Genomic DNA, 15,519 nt, shown 5'->3' with positions numbered 1-15,519 from the left:
GGCCGAGTGTACGCCGCCGATTCCGTCACCCGGGAATCACCAGGGCAAGGTCTGGCCGAGGTGGGTGAAGCTGCCGGTGGGGCCGCCGGCATCGACCAGGGCGAGCTCCACGCTCGACTTGGCACCGTCGGCGATGTCGAGTTCGCCTTCGCCGCCGTTCATGTCGGTCTTCACGTAGCCGGGGTGGATCGCGTTGACCTTGATCGGCGTGTCGCGCAGCTCGTAGGCCAGGTGCACGGTCCAGGCGTTGAGCGCCGACTTGGAGGCGTTGTAGGCCGGCACCTTGAAGCCGTAGATACCCGAGGTCGGATCGCTGTGCAGGGTCAGCGAGCCGAGGATGCTCGACACGTTGACGATGCGCGCCGCCTCGGCCTTCTTCAGCAGCGGCAGGAAGGCCTGCGTCACGGCGACGACGGCGAACAGGTTCGTCTCGAAGGTCTTGCGCCAGGCATCGAGCGACTGTGCGGAAGGCGCCTTGGCGAGATCGTCGACGAGGATGCCGGCATTGTTGACGAGGATGTCGAGGCGACCCTGCGTGCGCTCGACCTCCGCGACGGCGGCGGCGATGCTGCCCGCGTCGTTCACGTCGAGCGCGATGGCTTCGACCGGCAGGTTCTCCTGCTGCAGCTTCGCCGCGGCTTCGGCGGCCTTGGCCGGGTCGCGGCCGGCGAGCAGGACGTGCACGCCGTGCTGCGCGAGCTGGCGTACGGTTTCCAGGCCGATGCCGCGGGTGGCACCGGTGACGAGGGCGATCTTCTGGGTCATGTCGAAATCTCCGATGGTGGCGCGGGTGTCCCGCGCGGTGGACGAATCCAGGAACGTGGGATCACGGGGTACAGGATGCCGCGTTCGGGCGGGCGGTGCCGTCCGCGACCGGCGGCTTCGCCGAGGCTGCGGCGCGACGGTGCGGGACGCCGAATACGACGACGCTCAGGGCAGCCAGGGCGAGCACGCCGAGACCGCCGTACAGCAGCGCCCAGCCGAAGCCCTGCGCCAGCGCCGCACGGGCGAGCAGGTCGGACGCTTCGAGATGGCCGGCCGCGACGCGCTCGGCTGCCGCCCGCAGCTGCGCCGGATCGGTGCCGGGACCGGCCGCCGCGAGGCGCGCGCGCACCCCTTCCTGCAGCAGCAGACCCATCACGGCGATGTTGATCGCCAGTGCGATCAGGCGTGCGCTGATGTCGATGCCCGACGCCATGCCGGCGCGATCGCCCGACACCGAGGCGGTGGTCGTGTTGGTGACCGGGCTGTTGGTCAGGCCGATGCCCACGCCGGCGAGCAGGATGCCGGGCAGGAGGGTCCAGCCGCTGGCCTGGTCGGCCGTGCTGCCGAGAAACATCAGCAGGAAGCCGGTGCCGATCGTGGCGAGGCCGAGCGGTACGGCGACGCGTGCACCGTAGCGCTGCAGCAGGTGTTCGGCCAGGGGTGTCATGACCAGGAACGGCAGCGTATAGACGAGCAGGAACAGGCCGACGGTCGTGCTGTCGTAGCCGAGCGCGCCCTGGAAATAGATCGGCAGGTAGATCATCAGCGGCCAGTAGCTGAAGTTCATGCCGACGCAGCCGACGATCGCGCCGGCGAAGCGGCGGATCCGGAACACCGAGAAGTCGAACATCGGATGCGCATGCCGCTGCTCGACGACGACGAAGGCGGCGAACGCGACGAGGCTGACGGCGAAGATCGCCAGCGCGGCGGGGCTGGCGAAGCCGAGATCCGGTCCCTGCGTGATGGCATAGGTCAGCGCGAACACCGCCACGGACAGCGTGACGATGCCGGCGAGGTCGAGGCGCTCGGCATGCGGATCGCGCGATTCGCGCACGTACGCCCAGGCCAGCAGGAACGCCACGGCGGCGAGCGGGACCTGGATCAGGAACACCCATTGCCAGCTCGACACGGCGACGATCAGGCCGCCGACCAGCGGGCCGAAGCCGAGGCCGATGCCGCTGATCACGCCCCAGGCGACGAAGGCGCGGCTGCGCTCGGCGCCTTCACGGAACTGGTGCGACAGCACGGCCACCGTGCAGATCAGCATCGCGCCGCCGGCCATGCCCTGCAGGAAACGGCCGGCGATCAGCACGGTCACGTCCGTGGCCACGCCACACAGCAGCGAGGTGGCGCCAAATGCGGCGATGCAGAGCAGGAACACGCGCCTGCGACCGAAGCGGTCGGCCAGCGTACCGGTCGCCATCAGCACGGTGGTGCAGGCGATCGTGTAGGCGTTCATGATCCACTGCAGGTCCTTGAAGTCGGCGCGCAGGATCTTCTCCAGCGCCGGCAGGATCACCGGCACGCTGGAGATCTCCAGGCCGAACATCAGCGAGGCGAGACAGACCGCGACCAGCGCGATCGAGTTGCGGCGGGCGTCGGAGGGAGTCGTCGTCGAAGCCATCGGTGAATCCTTCAGGGGTGTCGAGCGCCATGCTGTCCGAAGCGGCGCGTGCCGGCTGGCCGTTTTCGGCCGTCAACCCGCGGAAGCCGTCAGTACGTCCGTCGTCAGTACGTTCGTCGTCAGTACGTTCGTCGTCAGTGCGTCGCCGCGTTCGCAACGCCCGCGTGCAGGGGGATCCGGCTCGCGTAGGTCAGTACCAGCAATGCACCGAGGAAGGCCGCCCCCGCGCTGAGCATCAGGACCGGGTCGATGCCCCGGTGATCGACCAGCCAGCCGCCGAGCAGGGCGCTGCCGCCGATCATGATCTGGAACGCCACCACCAGGGCCGAGATGCCGCGTTCGGCCTTGTCCGGCGCGGTCACGAACATCCAGGTGTTGGCGAGCATCGGAAAGCAGCCCCAGGCGACGCCCCACACGCTCACCAGCACCACGATCGCGATCGTCGATTCCGCGAACACCTTCAGCAGGCCGATGCTCAGCATGAGGGCGACCGCCGTAGCCAGGAATCCGTAGCGCACGTCCCGGCTGCCGAGGTGTCCGCCGATCCAGGTGCCGACGACACCGCCGATGCCGAAGATCAACAACGTGATGGCGATCAGGTCGACACCGAAATGCGCCGCTTGCTGCAGGAACGGCGCAAGATAGGCGTAGGACAGGAAATGCCCCGTGCCGACCAGCAGGATGGCGGCGAACCCGACCCGTGGCGGCATCGAGGACAGCAGCAGTCCCATGTCACGCAGGCGGAAATGATCGATCACCGGAATGCGCGGCATGAAGCGCAGCAAGGCCAGCATCGCCAGCACGCAGACCAGGCTGATGACCGCGAACGCGGCGCGCCAGCCGATCGCCCCGGTCAACCAGGTCGCGAGGGGCACGCCGAGTACGGTCGCGGCGGTGACGCCGAGCATGTAGACCGACATCACCTTGGCGATGTGGACCCCCTTCGGTGCCACGCGCGGCACGACCGCCAGCGCGATCGACCAGAACCCGCCGACGGCGATGCCCTGGAACAGACGCCCGATCAGCAGCAGGGCGTACGTGGGCGCCGCCGCGGAGATCAGGTTGCCGAGCACGCCGGCCAGGACGGCCAGCAGGATCAGGTCGCGACGGTCGGCCCTGCGCCCCAGGTACGGCGCCAGCACGGCCGCGAGCGCCGCGGAAATGCCGGGCAGCACGATGGTCGCGCCGGCATCGCCGGCGCTGATGCGCAAGTCGGCCGACAGGACGTTGAGAATGCCGACCGGCAGGAATTCGCTGGTGACCAGGATGAAGGCGGTGACGCTCATGGCGATCACCGCCGTCCAGCGCGCCGTCGGACGGCACTCGTCGTTGCAGGGAATGGCGAGGGATTCGGACATGCGGACCTCGGGAACGAAAGGGTCGCCGACGGTCAGTGGCCCGGCGCCGGCTGCAGCGCCACCGCAGCGGTCGCGCGCCGCGCGCGCCGGCGCCGCACCAGCAGGTAGAACACCGGCGTCAGCAGCAGGCCGAAGAAGGTCACGCCGAGCATGCCCGAGAACACCGCCACGCCCATCGCCCGGCGCATCTCGGCGCCGGCACCGGTGGACAGGACCAGCGGCACCACGCCCATCACGAAGGCCAGCGAGGTCATCAGGATCGGGCGCAGGCGCAGGCGGCAGGCGTCGAGCACGGCCTGCCACACGGTCTCGCCCTGTGCCTCGCGGTCCTTGGCGAACTCGACGATGAGGATGGCGTTCTTGCAGGCGAGGCCGACCAGCACGATCAGGCCGATCTGCGTGAAGATGTTGTTGTCACCCCCGGAGGCGAGCACGCCGAGAATCGCGCAGAGCAGACACATCGGCACGATCAGGATCACCGCCAGCGGCAGCGAGAGGCTCTCGTACTGCGCGGCGAGCACCAGGAACACCAGCAGCACCACCAGCGGGAAGATGTAGACCATCGTGTTGCCGGCCAGGATCTGCTGGTAGGTGAGGTCCGTCCATTCATAGGCCATGCCGTTCGGCAGCTCCTGCGCGAGCACCTCCTCGATCGCCTTCTGCGCCTGGCCGCTGCTGTAGCCGGGCGCCGGCCCGCCGTTGATCTCGGCGGCGAGGTAGCCGTTGTAGTGCGGCACGCGGTCCGGCCCGGAGGTCTCGCGCGCGGTCACGAAGCTCGCGAGCGGGATCATGTCGCCGCGCGCGTTGCGCGTCTTCAGGCGGCCGATGTCCTCGGCGTTGATGCGGAAACCCGGTTCGGCCTGGGCGTTGACCTGGTAGGTGCGCCCGAAGCGGTTGAAGTCGTTGACGTAGAGCGAGCCGAGGTACATCTGCATCGTGTCGTAGATGTCCTGCAGCGCCACGCCGGCCGCCTTGGCCTTCTCGCGGTCGACCTCGACGTCGATCTGCGGCACGTTGACCTGGAAGCCGGAGAACACGCCGGTCAGCTCCGGCCGCTGGCTGGCCTTGGCGATGACGTTCTGCACCTGCTTGTAGAGTTCGTTGGCGCCGAAGTTGGAACGGTCCTGTACCTGCAGCTTGAAGCCGCCGATCGTGCCCAGGCCCTGTACCGGCGGCGGCGGGAAGATCGCGATGAACGCATCCTGGATCTTCGCGAACTCCGCGTTCATCGCCATCGCGATGCCGCCCGCCGACAGCGACGGATCGCGGCGCTCCTCGAACGGCTTGAGCGGCGTGAAGGCGATGCCGGAGTTGGGGGCATTCGTGAAGCCGTTGATCGACAGGCCCGGGAACGCCGGTACCGATTCGACGCCCGGCGTCTTCAGCGCGATGTCGCCCATGCGCCGGATCACGTCGGTCGTGCGGTCCAGCGTGGAGGCATCCGGCAGCTGCGCGAAGCCGACCAGGTATTGCTTGTCCTGCGCCGGCACGAAGCCGGTCGGCGCGTGCGAGAAGCCGAACGCGGTCAGGCCGATCAGGCCGATGTAGACGAACACCGCGATCGAGCTGGTGCGCAGGATGCGATTGACGGCGCCGACGTAGCCGTTCGACGCCCGTGCGAAGAAGCGGTTGAACGGCCGGAAGAACCAGCCCAGCGAGGCGTTCAGGATGCGCGTCAGCCGGTCCGGCGGCGCGCCGTGCGCCTTGAGCAGCAGCGCCGACAGCGCCGGCGACAGGGTCAGCGAGTTGATCGCCGAGATCACGGTCGAGATCGCGATCGTCAGCGCGAACTGCTTGTAGAACTGGCCGGAGAGGCCGCTGATAAAGGCCGTCGGCACGAACACCGCACACAGCACCAGGGCGGTGGCGACGATCGGGCCGGTGACTTCCTTCATCGCCTGGATCGTGGCGTCCAGCGGCGACAGGCCTTCTTCGATGTTGCGCTCGACGTTCTCGACGACGACGATCGCGTCGTCCACGACGATACCGATCGCCAGCACCAGGCCGAACAGCGACAGCGTATTGAGACCGAAGCCGAACAGGTGCATGACGCCGAGCGTGCCGATCAGGGACACCGGCACGGCCAGCAGCGGAATGATCGACGCGCGCCAGGTCTGCAGGAACACGATGACCACGATGACGACCAGGGCGATCGCCTCCAGCAGCGTGTGCGAAACCGCCTCGATCGAGCCGCGGACGAACACGGTCGGGTCGTAGGCCGGGTCGTAGTCGATGCCCTCGGGGAACGACTTCTTCAGCTCGGCCATCTTCGCGCGGACCGCGTCGGAGATCGCGATCGCATTGCTGCCGGGGCGCTGGAAGATGCCGACACCGACGGCGGTCTGGTTGTTCAGCATCGCGCGCAGCGCGTAGTTGTCCGATCCCAGCTCCACCCGCGCGACGTCGCGCAGCCGCGTGATCTGGCCCGCGCTGCCGGTCTTGATGATGATGTCGGCGAAGTCCTCCTCGTCGACCAGGCGGCCCTTGGTGTTGACCGCGACCTGGAAGTTCGGCTTGGCCGATCCGTCCGAGGTGCTCGGTGCCGACGGCGAGCCGAGCTGGCCCGCGGCGACCTGCACGTTCTGCTCGCGGATCGCGTTGGCGATGTCGGTGGCCGTCAGGCCGCGCGCGGCGACCTTCTCCGGGTCGAGCCATACGCGCATCGAGTAGTTGCCGCCGCCGAACTGCTGCACGTCGCCGACGCCGTCGATCTTGGCCAGCTCGTCCTTGACGTGCAGCACCATGTAGTTGGCGAGGTAGTTGAGGTCGTAGCGTCCGTCCGGCGAGGTCAGGAACACGCCCATGGTGATGTCGGGCGTGGACTTGTTGACGGTGACGCCGATGCGCTGGACGTCCTGCGGCAGCTTGGGCGTGGCCTGCGCGACCCGGTTCTGCACCAGCACCTGCGCCTTGTCGACGTCGGTGCCGAGCTTGAAGGTGACGGTCAGCGTCATGACGCCGTCGCTGGTCGCCTGCGAGAACTGGTAGAGCATGCCTTCCACGCCGGTGATCGCCTGTTCCAGCGGCCCGGCCACGGTATCGGCGATGACCTGCGGGTTGGCGCCGGGATAGGTGGTGCGCACGACCACCGTCGGCGGCACGACTTCCGGGTACTCGGAGATCGGCAGCGACGGGATCGCGATCAGGCCGGCAAGCAGGATCAGTGCCGACAGCACGCCGGCGAACACCGGGCGCGTGATGAAGAACTGGGAAAAATTCATTGCGTGTCCTTCGGGATGCCCGGGGCATCCGCGTTTGGGCCTATCCGTTCGTCCGGTCGTTCGTTGGCGCGCGATCAGCGCTGGGCGTGCTCGGTCGGCGCCGCCCGGCTCGCGAGCAGCGGGCTCTCGCCGGCCGTCACCTGCGCAACGCCGGTGCGGTTCGCGTCCATCGTCACCGTGGTCGGCTTCACCGTCACGCCGGGACGCACGTGCTGCAGGCCGTTGACGACGATGACGTCGCCCTGGCTGAGTCCCTGCTTGACCACGCGCAGGCCGTCGATCGCGGCGCCGAGCTCGACGAAGCGGTACTCCAGCGTGTTGTCGGGCTTGAGCGCCAGCACGAACTTCTTGCCGAGGTCGATGCCCACGGCCCGGTCGTCGACCAGGATCGTGTCGCGGCTCTCGCTGCCGACCAGCTTGATGCGCGTGAACAGGCCCGGCGTGAAGCGGCCGTCGGCGTTGTCGAACACCGCGCGGCCGCGGATGGTGCCGCTCTGGGTGTCGACCTGGTTGTCGATGAAGTCCAGGCGGCCTTCGTGCGGATAGCCCTGTTCGTCGATCAGCCCCATGAACACCGGGCTGGCCGCGTGGCGGCCGTCCGCTTCGCGCGTCGCCGTGCGCGAGAAGCGCAGGTAGGTCTGCTCGTCGGCGTCGAAGTAGGCATAGACCGGATTGTCGGAGACGACGGTGGTCAGCACGCTCGCGTTCGAGGCGAGGTTGCCGGCCGTGATCAGCGCGCGCGAGACGCGGCCGTCGATCGGCGAGCGCACCTCGGTGAACTCCAGATTGAGCCGGGCCGCTTCCAGTGCCGCCGCTGCGGCGCCGATGCCGTCGGCGCTGGTGCTGGCCAGCGTCGCGAGCTGGTCGAATTCCTGCCGCGAGATCATGTGCTGGGCGACCAGGCGCTGGCCGCGCTCGTGGTTGGAGGTCGCGAGCTGGGCCTGCGAGCGCGCCTGCTTGAGCGCCGCGGCCAGGCGGTTCACCTCGGCCTGGAACGGGCGCGGGTCGATGCGGAACAGCAGCTGCCCCTTCTTGACGCGCGAGCCTTCGGCGAACTGCACCGAATCGATGAAACCGCTCACCCGCGGCCGGATCTCGACGCTGTCGACCGCCTCCAGGCGGCCGGTGAATTCCTCCCAGTCGCGCAACGGCTTGGCCACCACGGCCGCCACGGTCACCTCCGTCGGCGGCGGGGCGGCCGCGGCGGCGGTATCGGCAGCGCCACGGCTGCAGCCGCCGATCAGCGCGGCAAGGCCCAGAATCAGAACGCTATAGCGGAAGGCGGACATGGCAGAATTCCTCGAGCTCGGAACGGGACTACGCCGGATCGCCCTGCGGCCCGGCGGAAACTGAAGATGGAACCGGCGTGCTGCGCTGCCGCTTGACCGGAACCCTTCGGTCCCCGATCGTGCCGGTAGTGCGTTACCGGTAAGTAACATTGTGATAGTGTTACTGACCGGTAACTCACCTGTCAAGAGGAGTTTTGCGTCATGAACAAGACCCGGTCCGAAGTGGTCGAGAAGGCCGCGTCGGACAAGCCGCGCGTCCGCGACCGCATCTTCGAGACGGCCAGCGAGCTGTTCTATCGCCATGGCATCCGCGCCGTGGGCGTGGATGCGATCGCCAGCGAAGCCGGTACCAACAAGATGAGCTTCTATCGGAGCTTCCCATCCAAGGACGACCTGGTGGCCGAGTACCTGTGCGGCCAGCAGCGCGAGTACTGGCAGTGGTGGGACGAGATCGTCGCGCCCCATGCCGGCAATCCGCGCCGCCAGATCGAGGCCCTGATCGAATCCACGGTGGACCTGGCGCGGATCAAGGCCAAGGCCGCGGCGGGCTGCAATACGGCGCGCGGCTGCGCGCTCGGCAATGCGGCGGTGGAGATTCCCCAGGACAACGAGCGCTTGTGCGACATCGTCCACAACTACAAGTCCGAGATCCGGCGCCGGCTGCGCCAGTTGGCGGCCGAGGCCGGCGCGCGCGAGCCGGATACGCTCGGCGACGCGCTGATGCTGCTGCTCGAAGGCGGCTTCTACACGCGCCTGACCTTCCCGGACAACAGCGGCCCGATCACCTCGATCACCAAGGCGGCGGCCTGCCTGCTGGACAGCTGCACCTGCACGGCGATCGCGCCGGATGCTCCGGCGAAGAAGCGCTAGCGCGGCCGGCCGGGTAGCCGGTCACGCGATGGCCGCACGGAAGGTCGCCTAGCGCGCGCGCTCGATGCCGACCGGCAGGTCGGCGAGGCGCGCGTAGTCCCCGTGCGCGAAGCGCGCCGGATCGTCCAGCCAGTCGACGATCATCGGCGTGGCGTCGTTGCCCCAGAACAGCAGCCCGCCGGCCGCCAGCGTCGGCACCCCGAAGACGCCGGCGGCGATCGCCGCCTCGGTGTTGGCGCGCAGGGCGTCCTTGACGGCGGGATCGGCCACGGCTGCCGCCGGATCGGCGATGCCGAGCCGCAGCGCGGGATCGGCCAGGGTCGCCGCGCTGTCACCGCTCCGGCCCTCGCGCCACAGATGCTCGAAGACCGCCTCGATCGCCTCCCAACCCGAACCGGCAGCGATCGCCAGCCGCAGCGCCGCCACCGGATTGAACGGATGGGCGGGCGGGAAGCGCAGCGGCACGCCGTCGCGCTCGGCCTGCCACTGCGCGATGCGGTAGGTGAAGGCGCGCTTGCCGGGGATCTCCGCGGGCCCGAGCTGGCCGTGATGCCTGAGCACCGCGCCGAACAGGATCGGCACCGGCGTAACGGCCAGGCGGTCGCGCAGGGCGACGATCTTCGGCAGCTGCAGGTACGAGAACGGCGAGACGAAGTCGAAGTACCACTGTGATCGCATTCCGGTTCTCCGTGTGAACGCGAGCACCGGGCGACCGCCAAGCCGCGACCGGAAACCCGCTGGCCGAAGGCGCTACGATAGCGCAGCCATGTCCGATACCGCCGACATCACCGCACTGCTGGCTCGCGCAGGTACCGGCGAACGGCAGGCGTTCGATGCCCTGCTGCCACAGGTCTACGAGCGGCTGAGGCGGCTGGCCCACCGCCAGCTGGCCGGCGAGGGAGCCCATACGCTGAGCACGACCGCGCTGGTCCACGAAACCTGGCTCGGCATGGTCCAGCAACGCGGCCTGTCCTTCGCCGACCGCTCGCGCTTCCTCGGCTACGCCGCCACCGCGATGCGGCACATCCTGGTCGATCATGCGCGTCGCAAGACGGCGCACAAGCGCGGCGGCGGCCAACCGGTGCTCGACTGGCAGGCCCAGGAGCTGCCGGTCGAGGAGGTCGCCGCCGGCCTGGTATCGCTGGACGGCGCGCTGAACGAGCTGGCCGAGCTCGATCCGCGCCTGGCCCGGGTCGTCGAGCTGCGCTTCTTCGGCGGCTTGTCGGTCGAGGAGGCAGGCGACGTGCTCGGCATCACCGCCCGCAGCGTCGTGCGCGACTGGCGCAAGGCACGGGCGTTCCTGCACCAGGCACTGCAGGACGACGCGTGAAGCCGGGCCTGCGCGCGCGCTGGCCGGAACTCGAACCCCTGTTCGACCGCGCGATCGACCTCGATCCGGAGGCGCGCGAGCGCTTCCTGCGCGAGGACGTGCAAGACCAGGAACTGCGCGACCTCCTGGGCGAGCTGCTGGCCGGCGACGATACCGACGGCGTCCTCGACGGCGAGAGCGCCCGCTATGCCGAGCGGCTGCTGCACGGCGAAGGCCCCGGAATGCCGGCGCGGATCGGTCCGTACCGGCTCGTGCGCCTGCTCGGCGAAGGCGGCAGCGGCAGCGTCTACCTGGCCGAGCGCGAAGCCGAGGGCTATGTCCGCCAGGTCGCGCTCAAGCTGCTGCGCGTGGGCCTGCGCGACCCGGCCGAGCAGGAGCGCTTCGGCCGCGAGCGGCGCATCCTGGCGCGGCTGACGCATCCGTCGATCGCACGCCTGCAGGATGGCGGCTTCACCGACGAGGGCGTGCCGTGGTTCGCGCTGGACTACGTCGAGGGCGAGCCGTTGACCGCCTGGTGCGACAACCGCCGCTGCGGACTGCAGGCGCGCATCACGCTGTTCGTCGCGGTGTGCCGGGCAGTCGCGTACGCGCACCGCCTGCTGATCGTGCATCGCGACCTGAAGCCGGCCAACATCCTGGTCGATCGCGACGGGCGCCCGCACCTGCTCGACTTCGGCATCGCCAAGCTGCTCGATGCCTCCGAGCGCAGCGACGACACGCGTACCGGCCTGCGCCGGCTGACGCCGGCCTATGCCGCGCCGGAGCAGTTCGGAAGCGGCGCGATCACGACCGCGACGGACGTCTATGCGCTGGGCGTCCTGCTGCACGAACTGCTCACCGGCCTGCGGCCGGCGGCCGGCGGCAACGGCGAGGCGCAGGCGGCTTCGGCCGCGCTGTCCGTACAGGCCGACCGGGAGGCACTGGCGCATCCGCGCGGATCGACGGCGCGCGCTTTGACGCGCGCGCTGCGCGGTGACCTGGACACGATCGTCGCCACGGCGCTGGCCGAGGATCCGCAGCGCCGCTACGGCGGCGCCGAAGCGCTGGCCGACGACCTGGAGCGCCACCTGCGCCAGCATCCGATCCGCGCCCGGCGTGCATCGGCGCGCTATCGCCTCGGCAAGTTCCTGCGCCGTCACCGTGTCGCGGCGGTATCCACCGCGCTGATCGCCGCCAGCATCGCGATCGGGGTCGCGGCCACGCTGCGCGAATCGCGTGCGGCGCGCCAGGCGGCCGTCGATGCGGCGCGGCAAGCCGAACGCGCCGACGCGGTCAGGACCTTCGTAATGGCGCTGTTCGCCGGAGTGACGCCGGACGAGAGCCGCGGCCGCAGCGTGACCGCGCGCGAGCTGCTCGAACGCGGCGAGGGGCGCATGGCCGAGGTCCTGGCGCGCCAGCCGCAGCTCAACAGCGAGCTGTCGGCGGCGCTGGCCGGCGCCTGGCGTCAGCTCGGTGCGCTGGACCGCGCCGGCGACCTGGCCGAGCGCGCCCTGGCCGCCGCGACCGGCGATGCGCAACGGCAGGCGGCGCTGCTGGAGGTCGGTGCCGTCCGCGTCGCGCAGGGCCGGTTGAACGATGCCGAGCGCGTGCTGCGCGAGGCCCTCGCCACCGCGAGCGATGAACCGGCGACCGGCGAGGCCCGCACGCGGCTCGCCGAGCTGCTGGCCGAAGCAGGCCGGCCGCAGGAAGCGCTGGCCCTGCTCGACGCCAACCTCGGCGTCGATCGTGCCGATCCTGCGGCGACCGGGCGCCTGACCCGCGACCTCGCCGCACTCGGCAGCATCCGCTTCCGCGCCGGCGACCTGCCTGGCGCCGAACAGGCCCTGCGCGAGGCGCTGGACCTGAGCCGCCACGATCATGCCCAGCCGCATACCGAGACGGCCCGCCGCGCCCATGACCTGGCCGTCGTGCTGCTGCAGAAGGGTGCGGCCGCCGAAGCGGCCGACCTGCTCGGCGAGGCGCTGGCCGCACGCGTGCAGCTGCTCGGCGAGCGCCATCCCGACGTCGCCCAGAGCCGGTTCAACCTCGCCGTCGCACGCCAGCGCCTGGGTGATACCGGCACCGCCGACCGCCTCTACCGCGAGACCCTGGACCTGCAGCGCGACCTGCTCGGACCGACCCACCCGGACGTCGCCGGCACCCTCAACTCCCTGGCGATGCTGGCCTGGCAGCGCGACGATGCCGACGCCGCGATCGCGCACATGGAGGAAGCGCTGGCGGCGGCCCGCTCGGCCTACGGCGCATCGCATCCGACGGTCGCGACGATGCTCGGCAACCTCGCTTCGTTCGAGCGCGCCAGCGGCCGCCTGGCCGACGCCGAGCGCGACCAGCGCGCGGCCCTCGCGATCGTCCGGCCCGCGCTGGGCGAGAACCACTATCTAGTGGGCGTGGGCCGGGTCGGCCTGGCCACGACGCTGGGCGAACGCGGCGAGCTGGATGCCGCACTGGCGGAGTACGAAGCCGGCCTGGCGGTGCTGGAAAGCGGCCTCGGCGCCGGCCACGCCGATGTCGCGCAGGCGCGCGTCGCCTATGCCGAGGCCTTGCAGGCGGCCGGCCGCAGCGAGGACGCGCGTGCACAGGCCGACCAGGCCATGGCCGCGGCCGAGCAGGCGTTCCCGGCCGGGCATCCGCGCCGTGCCCGCATCGAGCTGGCGACCCTGCGTCTGGCGGCCGACGGCTGCATTGCGCCCGACACACGCCTGCCGGCCGTGATCGAGGTCCTCGCCGGCGGCGGCAGCGCGCTGCGGCTCGACCTGGCGGCGGCGCTGCTGCTGCAGGCGGCCTGCCAGCGGCGGGCGGGCGATCCGCGCGCCGCCGAAGACACGCTCGCACGGGCCGATGCGGCGCTCGCCGCCGCGCGCTACGTGCCGCGCCGGCTGCGTGCCGCCCGCGCGGCGTTGTAGCGGCAGCCGCCGCGCTGGCAGACTGCCTGCCTCACCGTATCGAGTCCGTCATGCCCAGTGCCATCCATCATCACAGCCAGCGCATCGGCTGGCTGCGCGCGGCGGTCCTCGGCGCCAACGACGGCATCCTGTCGACCGCCGGCCTGGTGATCGGCGTGGCCAGCGCCGAGGCGAGCGCCGGCAACGTGCTGCTGGCCGGTGTCGCCGGCCTGGTCGCCGGCGCGATGTCGATGGCGGCCGGCGAGTACGTCTCGGTCAGCTCGCAAGCCGACACCGAGCGCGCCGACCTGGAACTGGAGCGCCGCGCCCTGGCGACCAATGCGCAGGGCGAACGCGAGGAACTGGCCGACATCTACGTCAGCCGTGGTCTCGATCGCGCACTGGCCCTGCAGGTCGCCGACCAGCTCAGCGCCCACGACGCCCTGGCCGCCCACGCCCGCGACGAACTCGGCCTGTCCGGCACGCTGAAAGCGCGGCCGGTGCAGGCGGCCGTCACCTCGGCCCTGACGTTCTCGGTCGGTGCGGCGATGCCGATCGCGGCGGCCGTGCTGGCGCCCGCGGACTGGATCGCGCCGGTGGTGGCCGGCGCCTCGCTGGTCTCGCTGGCGGGCCTCGGTGCGATCGCCGCCCGCGCCGGCGGCGCCTCCGCGCTGACCGGGGCACTGCGCGTGCTCGGCTGGGGCGCACTGGCGATGATCGCCACGGCCGCGATCGGCCGGCTGGTCGGCACCACGGTCTGACGGCGCCTCAGGCCAGCCGGGCCAGGTAGTCCGCGAGCGGCGTCGCCGGCCGGCCGGCGAGGCGGGCCACGTCGTCGGAGACGGCGGCGTATTCCCCCGCCGCCAGGGCCGCATGGAAGCTGGTGACGCCGGTGACGACGAACTCCGGCAGGCCGGCAGCGCGCAGGCCGTCGGCGAAATCGGCCAGCGGCACGTCGACCGCGCGCACGTCGCGCCGGTAGACCTGCGCCAGCAGCGCCGCGACCTGGTGGCCGTCGAGTGCTTCCGGTCCGGTGATCTCGTAGGTCCGGCCCTCGTGGCCGGCGGTGGTCAGCACGCCGGCCAGGGCCGCCGCGACGTCCTCGTGGGTGACGTAGGCGACCTTGGCATCCGGCCCCGGCAGGGCCAGCACGCCGGTACTGCGGGCCTGCGCATAGAGCGCGGCATTGTTGGCGGCGTAGGCGTTGTCGCGCAGGACCGTCCACGCCAGGCGTGAGGCCTTCAGCGCCGCCTCGGTCTCCCGGTGGGCACCGGCCCACTCGAACCGGCTGTCCAGGGTCGGATGCGTTGCGCTGGTATAGACGATGCGACGTACGCCGGCGCGTTCGGCTGCCTCGATCGCGTTGCGATGGTGGCGCAGCCGGTCGGCGTCCACGCCCATGCTGGAGATCAGCACGAGGCTGTCCGCACCGGCCAGGGCGGCGGCGAGCGTGTCCGGATCGTCGTAGTCGGCGCGCGCGATCTGGAACCCGCGCGCTTCGAGGTCGGCCAGCTTTTCGGGTGCGCGGGCGGCGAGGCGCACGCCGGCCGGAGCGATGCGCTGCTCGAGTGCGGCAGCGACGGCGCGGCCGAGGCGGCCGCCGGCGGCAGTGATGACGATCATGAGCGTCTCCTGAAGTAAGGGTCGGAACGGATGTTGGTTACTTGGCGAGAGCAAGATACGATTCGGCACGAATGCTTCAAGAAGGGTTTTTGAAGTGCCTCGGTTACGGCCCGGTAACCCGCCCGCCCTGCCACCCCTGGAGAGCCGCCATGAGCCTGCGCCTGATCCGCGATGCCGTCATCGACCCGGCCTGTCCGGTGCGTGACGTGCTCGACCGCATCGGCGACCGCTGGACGGTGCTGGTCCTGAACGCGCTGTCGACCGGCACGCGCCGCTTCACCGAACTGCGGCGCGCGATTCCCGACATCTCGCAGCGCATGCTGGCCAAGACGCTGCGCACGCTGGAGACCGACGGCCTGCTGACGCGCACGGTCTTCCCGACGATTCCGCCGCGCGTCGACTACACGCTGACGCCGCTGGGCGATTCGCTGCTGGAGCCACTGGGGCATCTGATCCGCTGGGCGGAAACCAGCCGGGCGGCGATCCATGCCGCCCGGGCACGCGCCGGGCAGGTCCGCGCCGCACGGGACTGAATGCGCCCGCCGGGCCGGCGCGGT

Annotated in this window: 12 protein-coding genes; 5 read left to right on the top strand and 7 right to left on the bottom strand. The window is 70.6% G+C overall.

Annotation, left to right across the window (positions count from 1 at the left end):
* Nucleotides 1–36: 36 nt before the first annotated feature.
* The 5 genes from I596_RS00495 to I596_RS00475 form a co-directional block, all read right to left on the bottom strand.
* Entirely contained in the window at nucleotides 37–765 is a 729-nt protein-coding gene (locus I596_RS00495) for an SDR family oxidoreductase (RefSeq protein ID WP_067642638.1), read from the bottom strand.
* Between the two features lie 61 nt (nucleotides 766–826).
* The gene (locus tag I596_RS00490; RefSeq protein WP_067642635.1) at nucleotides 827–2,389 is read right to left on the bottom strand and encodes an MFS transporter; all 1,563 of its coding nucleotides are present in this window, start codon (nucleotides 2,387–2,389) and stop codon (nucleotides 827–829) included.
* Between the two features lie 134 nt (nucleotides 2,390–2,523).
* Nucleotides 2,524–3,747, bottom strand: a complete 1,224-nt coding sequence (locus tag I596_RS00485; RefSeq protein WP_067642632.1) for an MFS transporter — start codon at nucleotides 3,745–3,747, stop codon at nucleotides 2,524–2,526.
* 32 nt (nucleotides 3,748–3,779) lie between these two features.
* Nucleotides 3,780–6,968, bottom strand: coding sequence for an efflux RND transporter permease subunit (locus I596_RS00480; RefSeq protein ID WP_067642629.1), 3,189 nt, complete (start codon nucleotides 6,966–6,968; stop codon nucleotides 3,780–3,782).
* A 74-nt stretch (nucleotides 6,969–7,042) separates the two neighbouring features.
* Nucleotides 7,043–8,257, bottom strand: a complete 1,215-nt coding sequence (locus I596_RS00475) for an efflux RND transporter periplasmic adaptor subunit (protein ID WP_067642626.1) — start codon at nucleotides 8,255–8,257, stop codon at nucleotides 7,043–7,045.
* Nucleotides 8,258–8,458: 201 nt separating this feature from the next.
* Between I596_RS00475 and I596_RS00470 the strand changes: the two genes are divergently transcribed.
* Nucleotides 8,459–9,127 (top strand): TetR/AcrR family transcriptional regulator, encoded by a 669-nt coding sequence (locus I596_RS00470; protein WP_067642623.1) that lies wholly within the window; start codon nucleotides 8,459–8,461, stop codon nucleotides 9,125–9,127.
* A 48-nt stretch (nucleotides 9,128–9,175) separates the two neighbouring features.
* On the opposite strand, the gene I596_RS00465 is transcribed toward I596_RS00470, so the two are convergent.
* Complete coding sequence (locus I596_RS00465) at nucleotides 9,176–9,805, bottom strand: 2-hydroxychromene-2-carboxylate isomerase (protein WP_067642620.1); 630 nt, start codon at nucleotides 9,803–9,805, stop codon at nucleotides 9,176–9,178.
* An 88-nt stretch (nucleotides 9,806–9,893) separates the two neighbouring features.
* Here I596_RS00465 and I596_RS00460 point away from each other — a divergent pair, with 88 nt between their 5' ends.
* The 3 genes from I596_RS00460 to I596_RS00450 are packed head-to-tail and all read left to right on the top strand — an operon-like array spanning nucleotide 9,894 to nucleotide 14,100.
* Nucleotides 9,894–10,457 (top strand): ECF-type sigma factor, encoded by a 564-nt coding sequence (locus I596_RS00460; RefSeq protein ID WP_067642617.1) that lies wholly within the window; start codon nucleotides 9,894–9,896, stop codon nucleotides 10,455–10,457.
* The gene (locus I596_RS00455) at nucleotides 10,454–13,360 is read left to right on the top strand and encodes a serine/threonine-protein kinase (protein WP_067642614.1); all 2,907 of its coding nucleotides are present in this window, start codon (nucleotides 10,454–10,456) and stop codon (nucleotides 13,358–13,360) included. Before I596_RS00460 ends, I596_RS00455 begins: the two co-directional genes overlap by 4 nt.
* 50 nt (nucleotides 13,361–13,410) lie before the next feature.
* Nucleotides 13,411–14,100, top strand: coding sequence for a VIT1/CCC1 transporter family protein (locus tag I596_RS00450; protein ID WP_067642611.1), 690 nt, complete (start codon nucleotides 13,411–13,413; stop codon nucleotides 14,098–14,100).
* A 7-nt stretch (nucleotides 14,101–14,107) separates the two neighbouring features.
* On the opposite strand, the gene I596_RS00445 is transcribed toward I596_RS00450, so the two are convergent.
* The gene (locus tag I596_RS00445) at nucleotides 14,108–14,962 is read right to left on the bottom strand and encodes an SDR family oxidoreductase (RefSeq protein WP_067642609.1); all 855 of its coding nucleotides are present in this window, start codon (nucleotides 14,960–14,962) and stop codon (nucleotides 14,108–14,110) included.
* 149 nt (nucleotides 14,963–15,111) lie between these two features.
* Between I596_RS00445 and I596_RS00440 the strand changes: the two genes are divergently transcribed.
* Nucleotides 15,112–15,495 (top strand): winged helix-turn-helix transcriptional regulator, encoded by a 384-nt coding sequence (locus I596_RS00440; protein WP_067642606.1) that lies wholly within the window; start codon nucleotides 15,112–15,114, stop codon nucleotides 15,493–15,495.
* The last annotated feature ends 24 nt before the right edge of the window (nucleotides 15,496–15,519 follow it).

This window comes from Dokdonella koreensis DS-123 (assembly GCF_001632775.1).
Taxonomy (GTDB): domain Bacteria; phylum Pseudomonadota; class Gammaproteobacteria; order Xanthomonadales; family Rhodanobacteraceae; genus Dokdonella; species Dokdonella koreensis.
The sequence above is the reverse complement of the archived record's forward strand: the minus strand, read 5'-3'. Positions and strand labels throughout refer to the sequence as shown.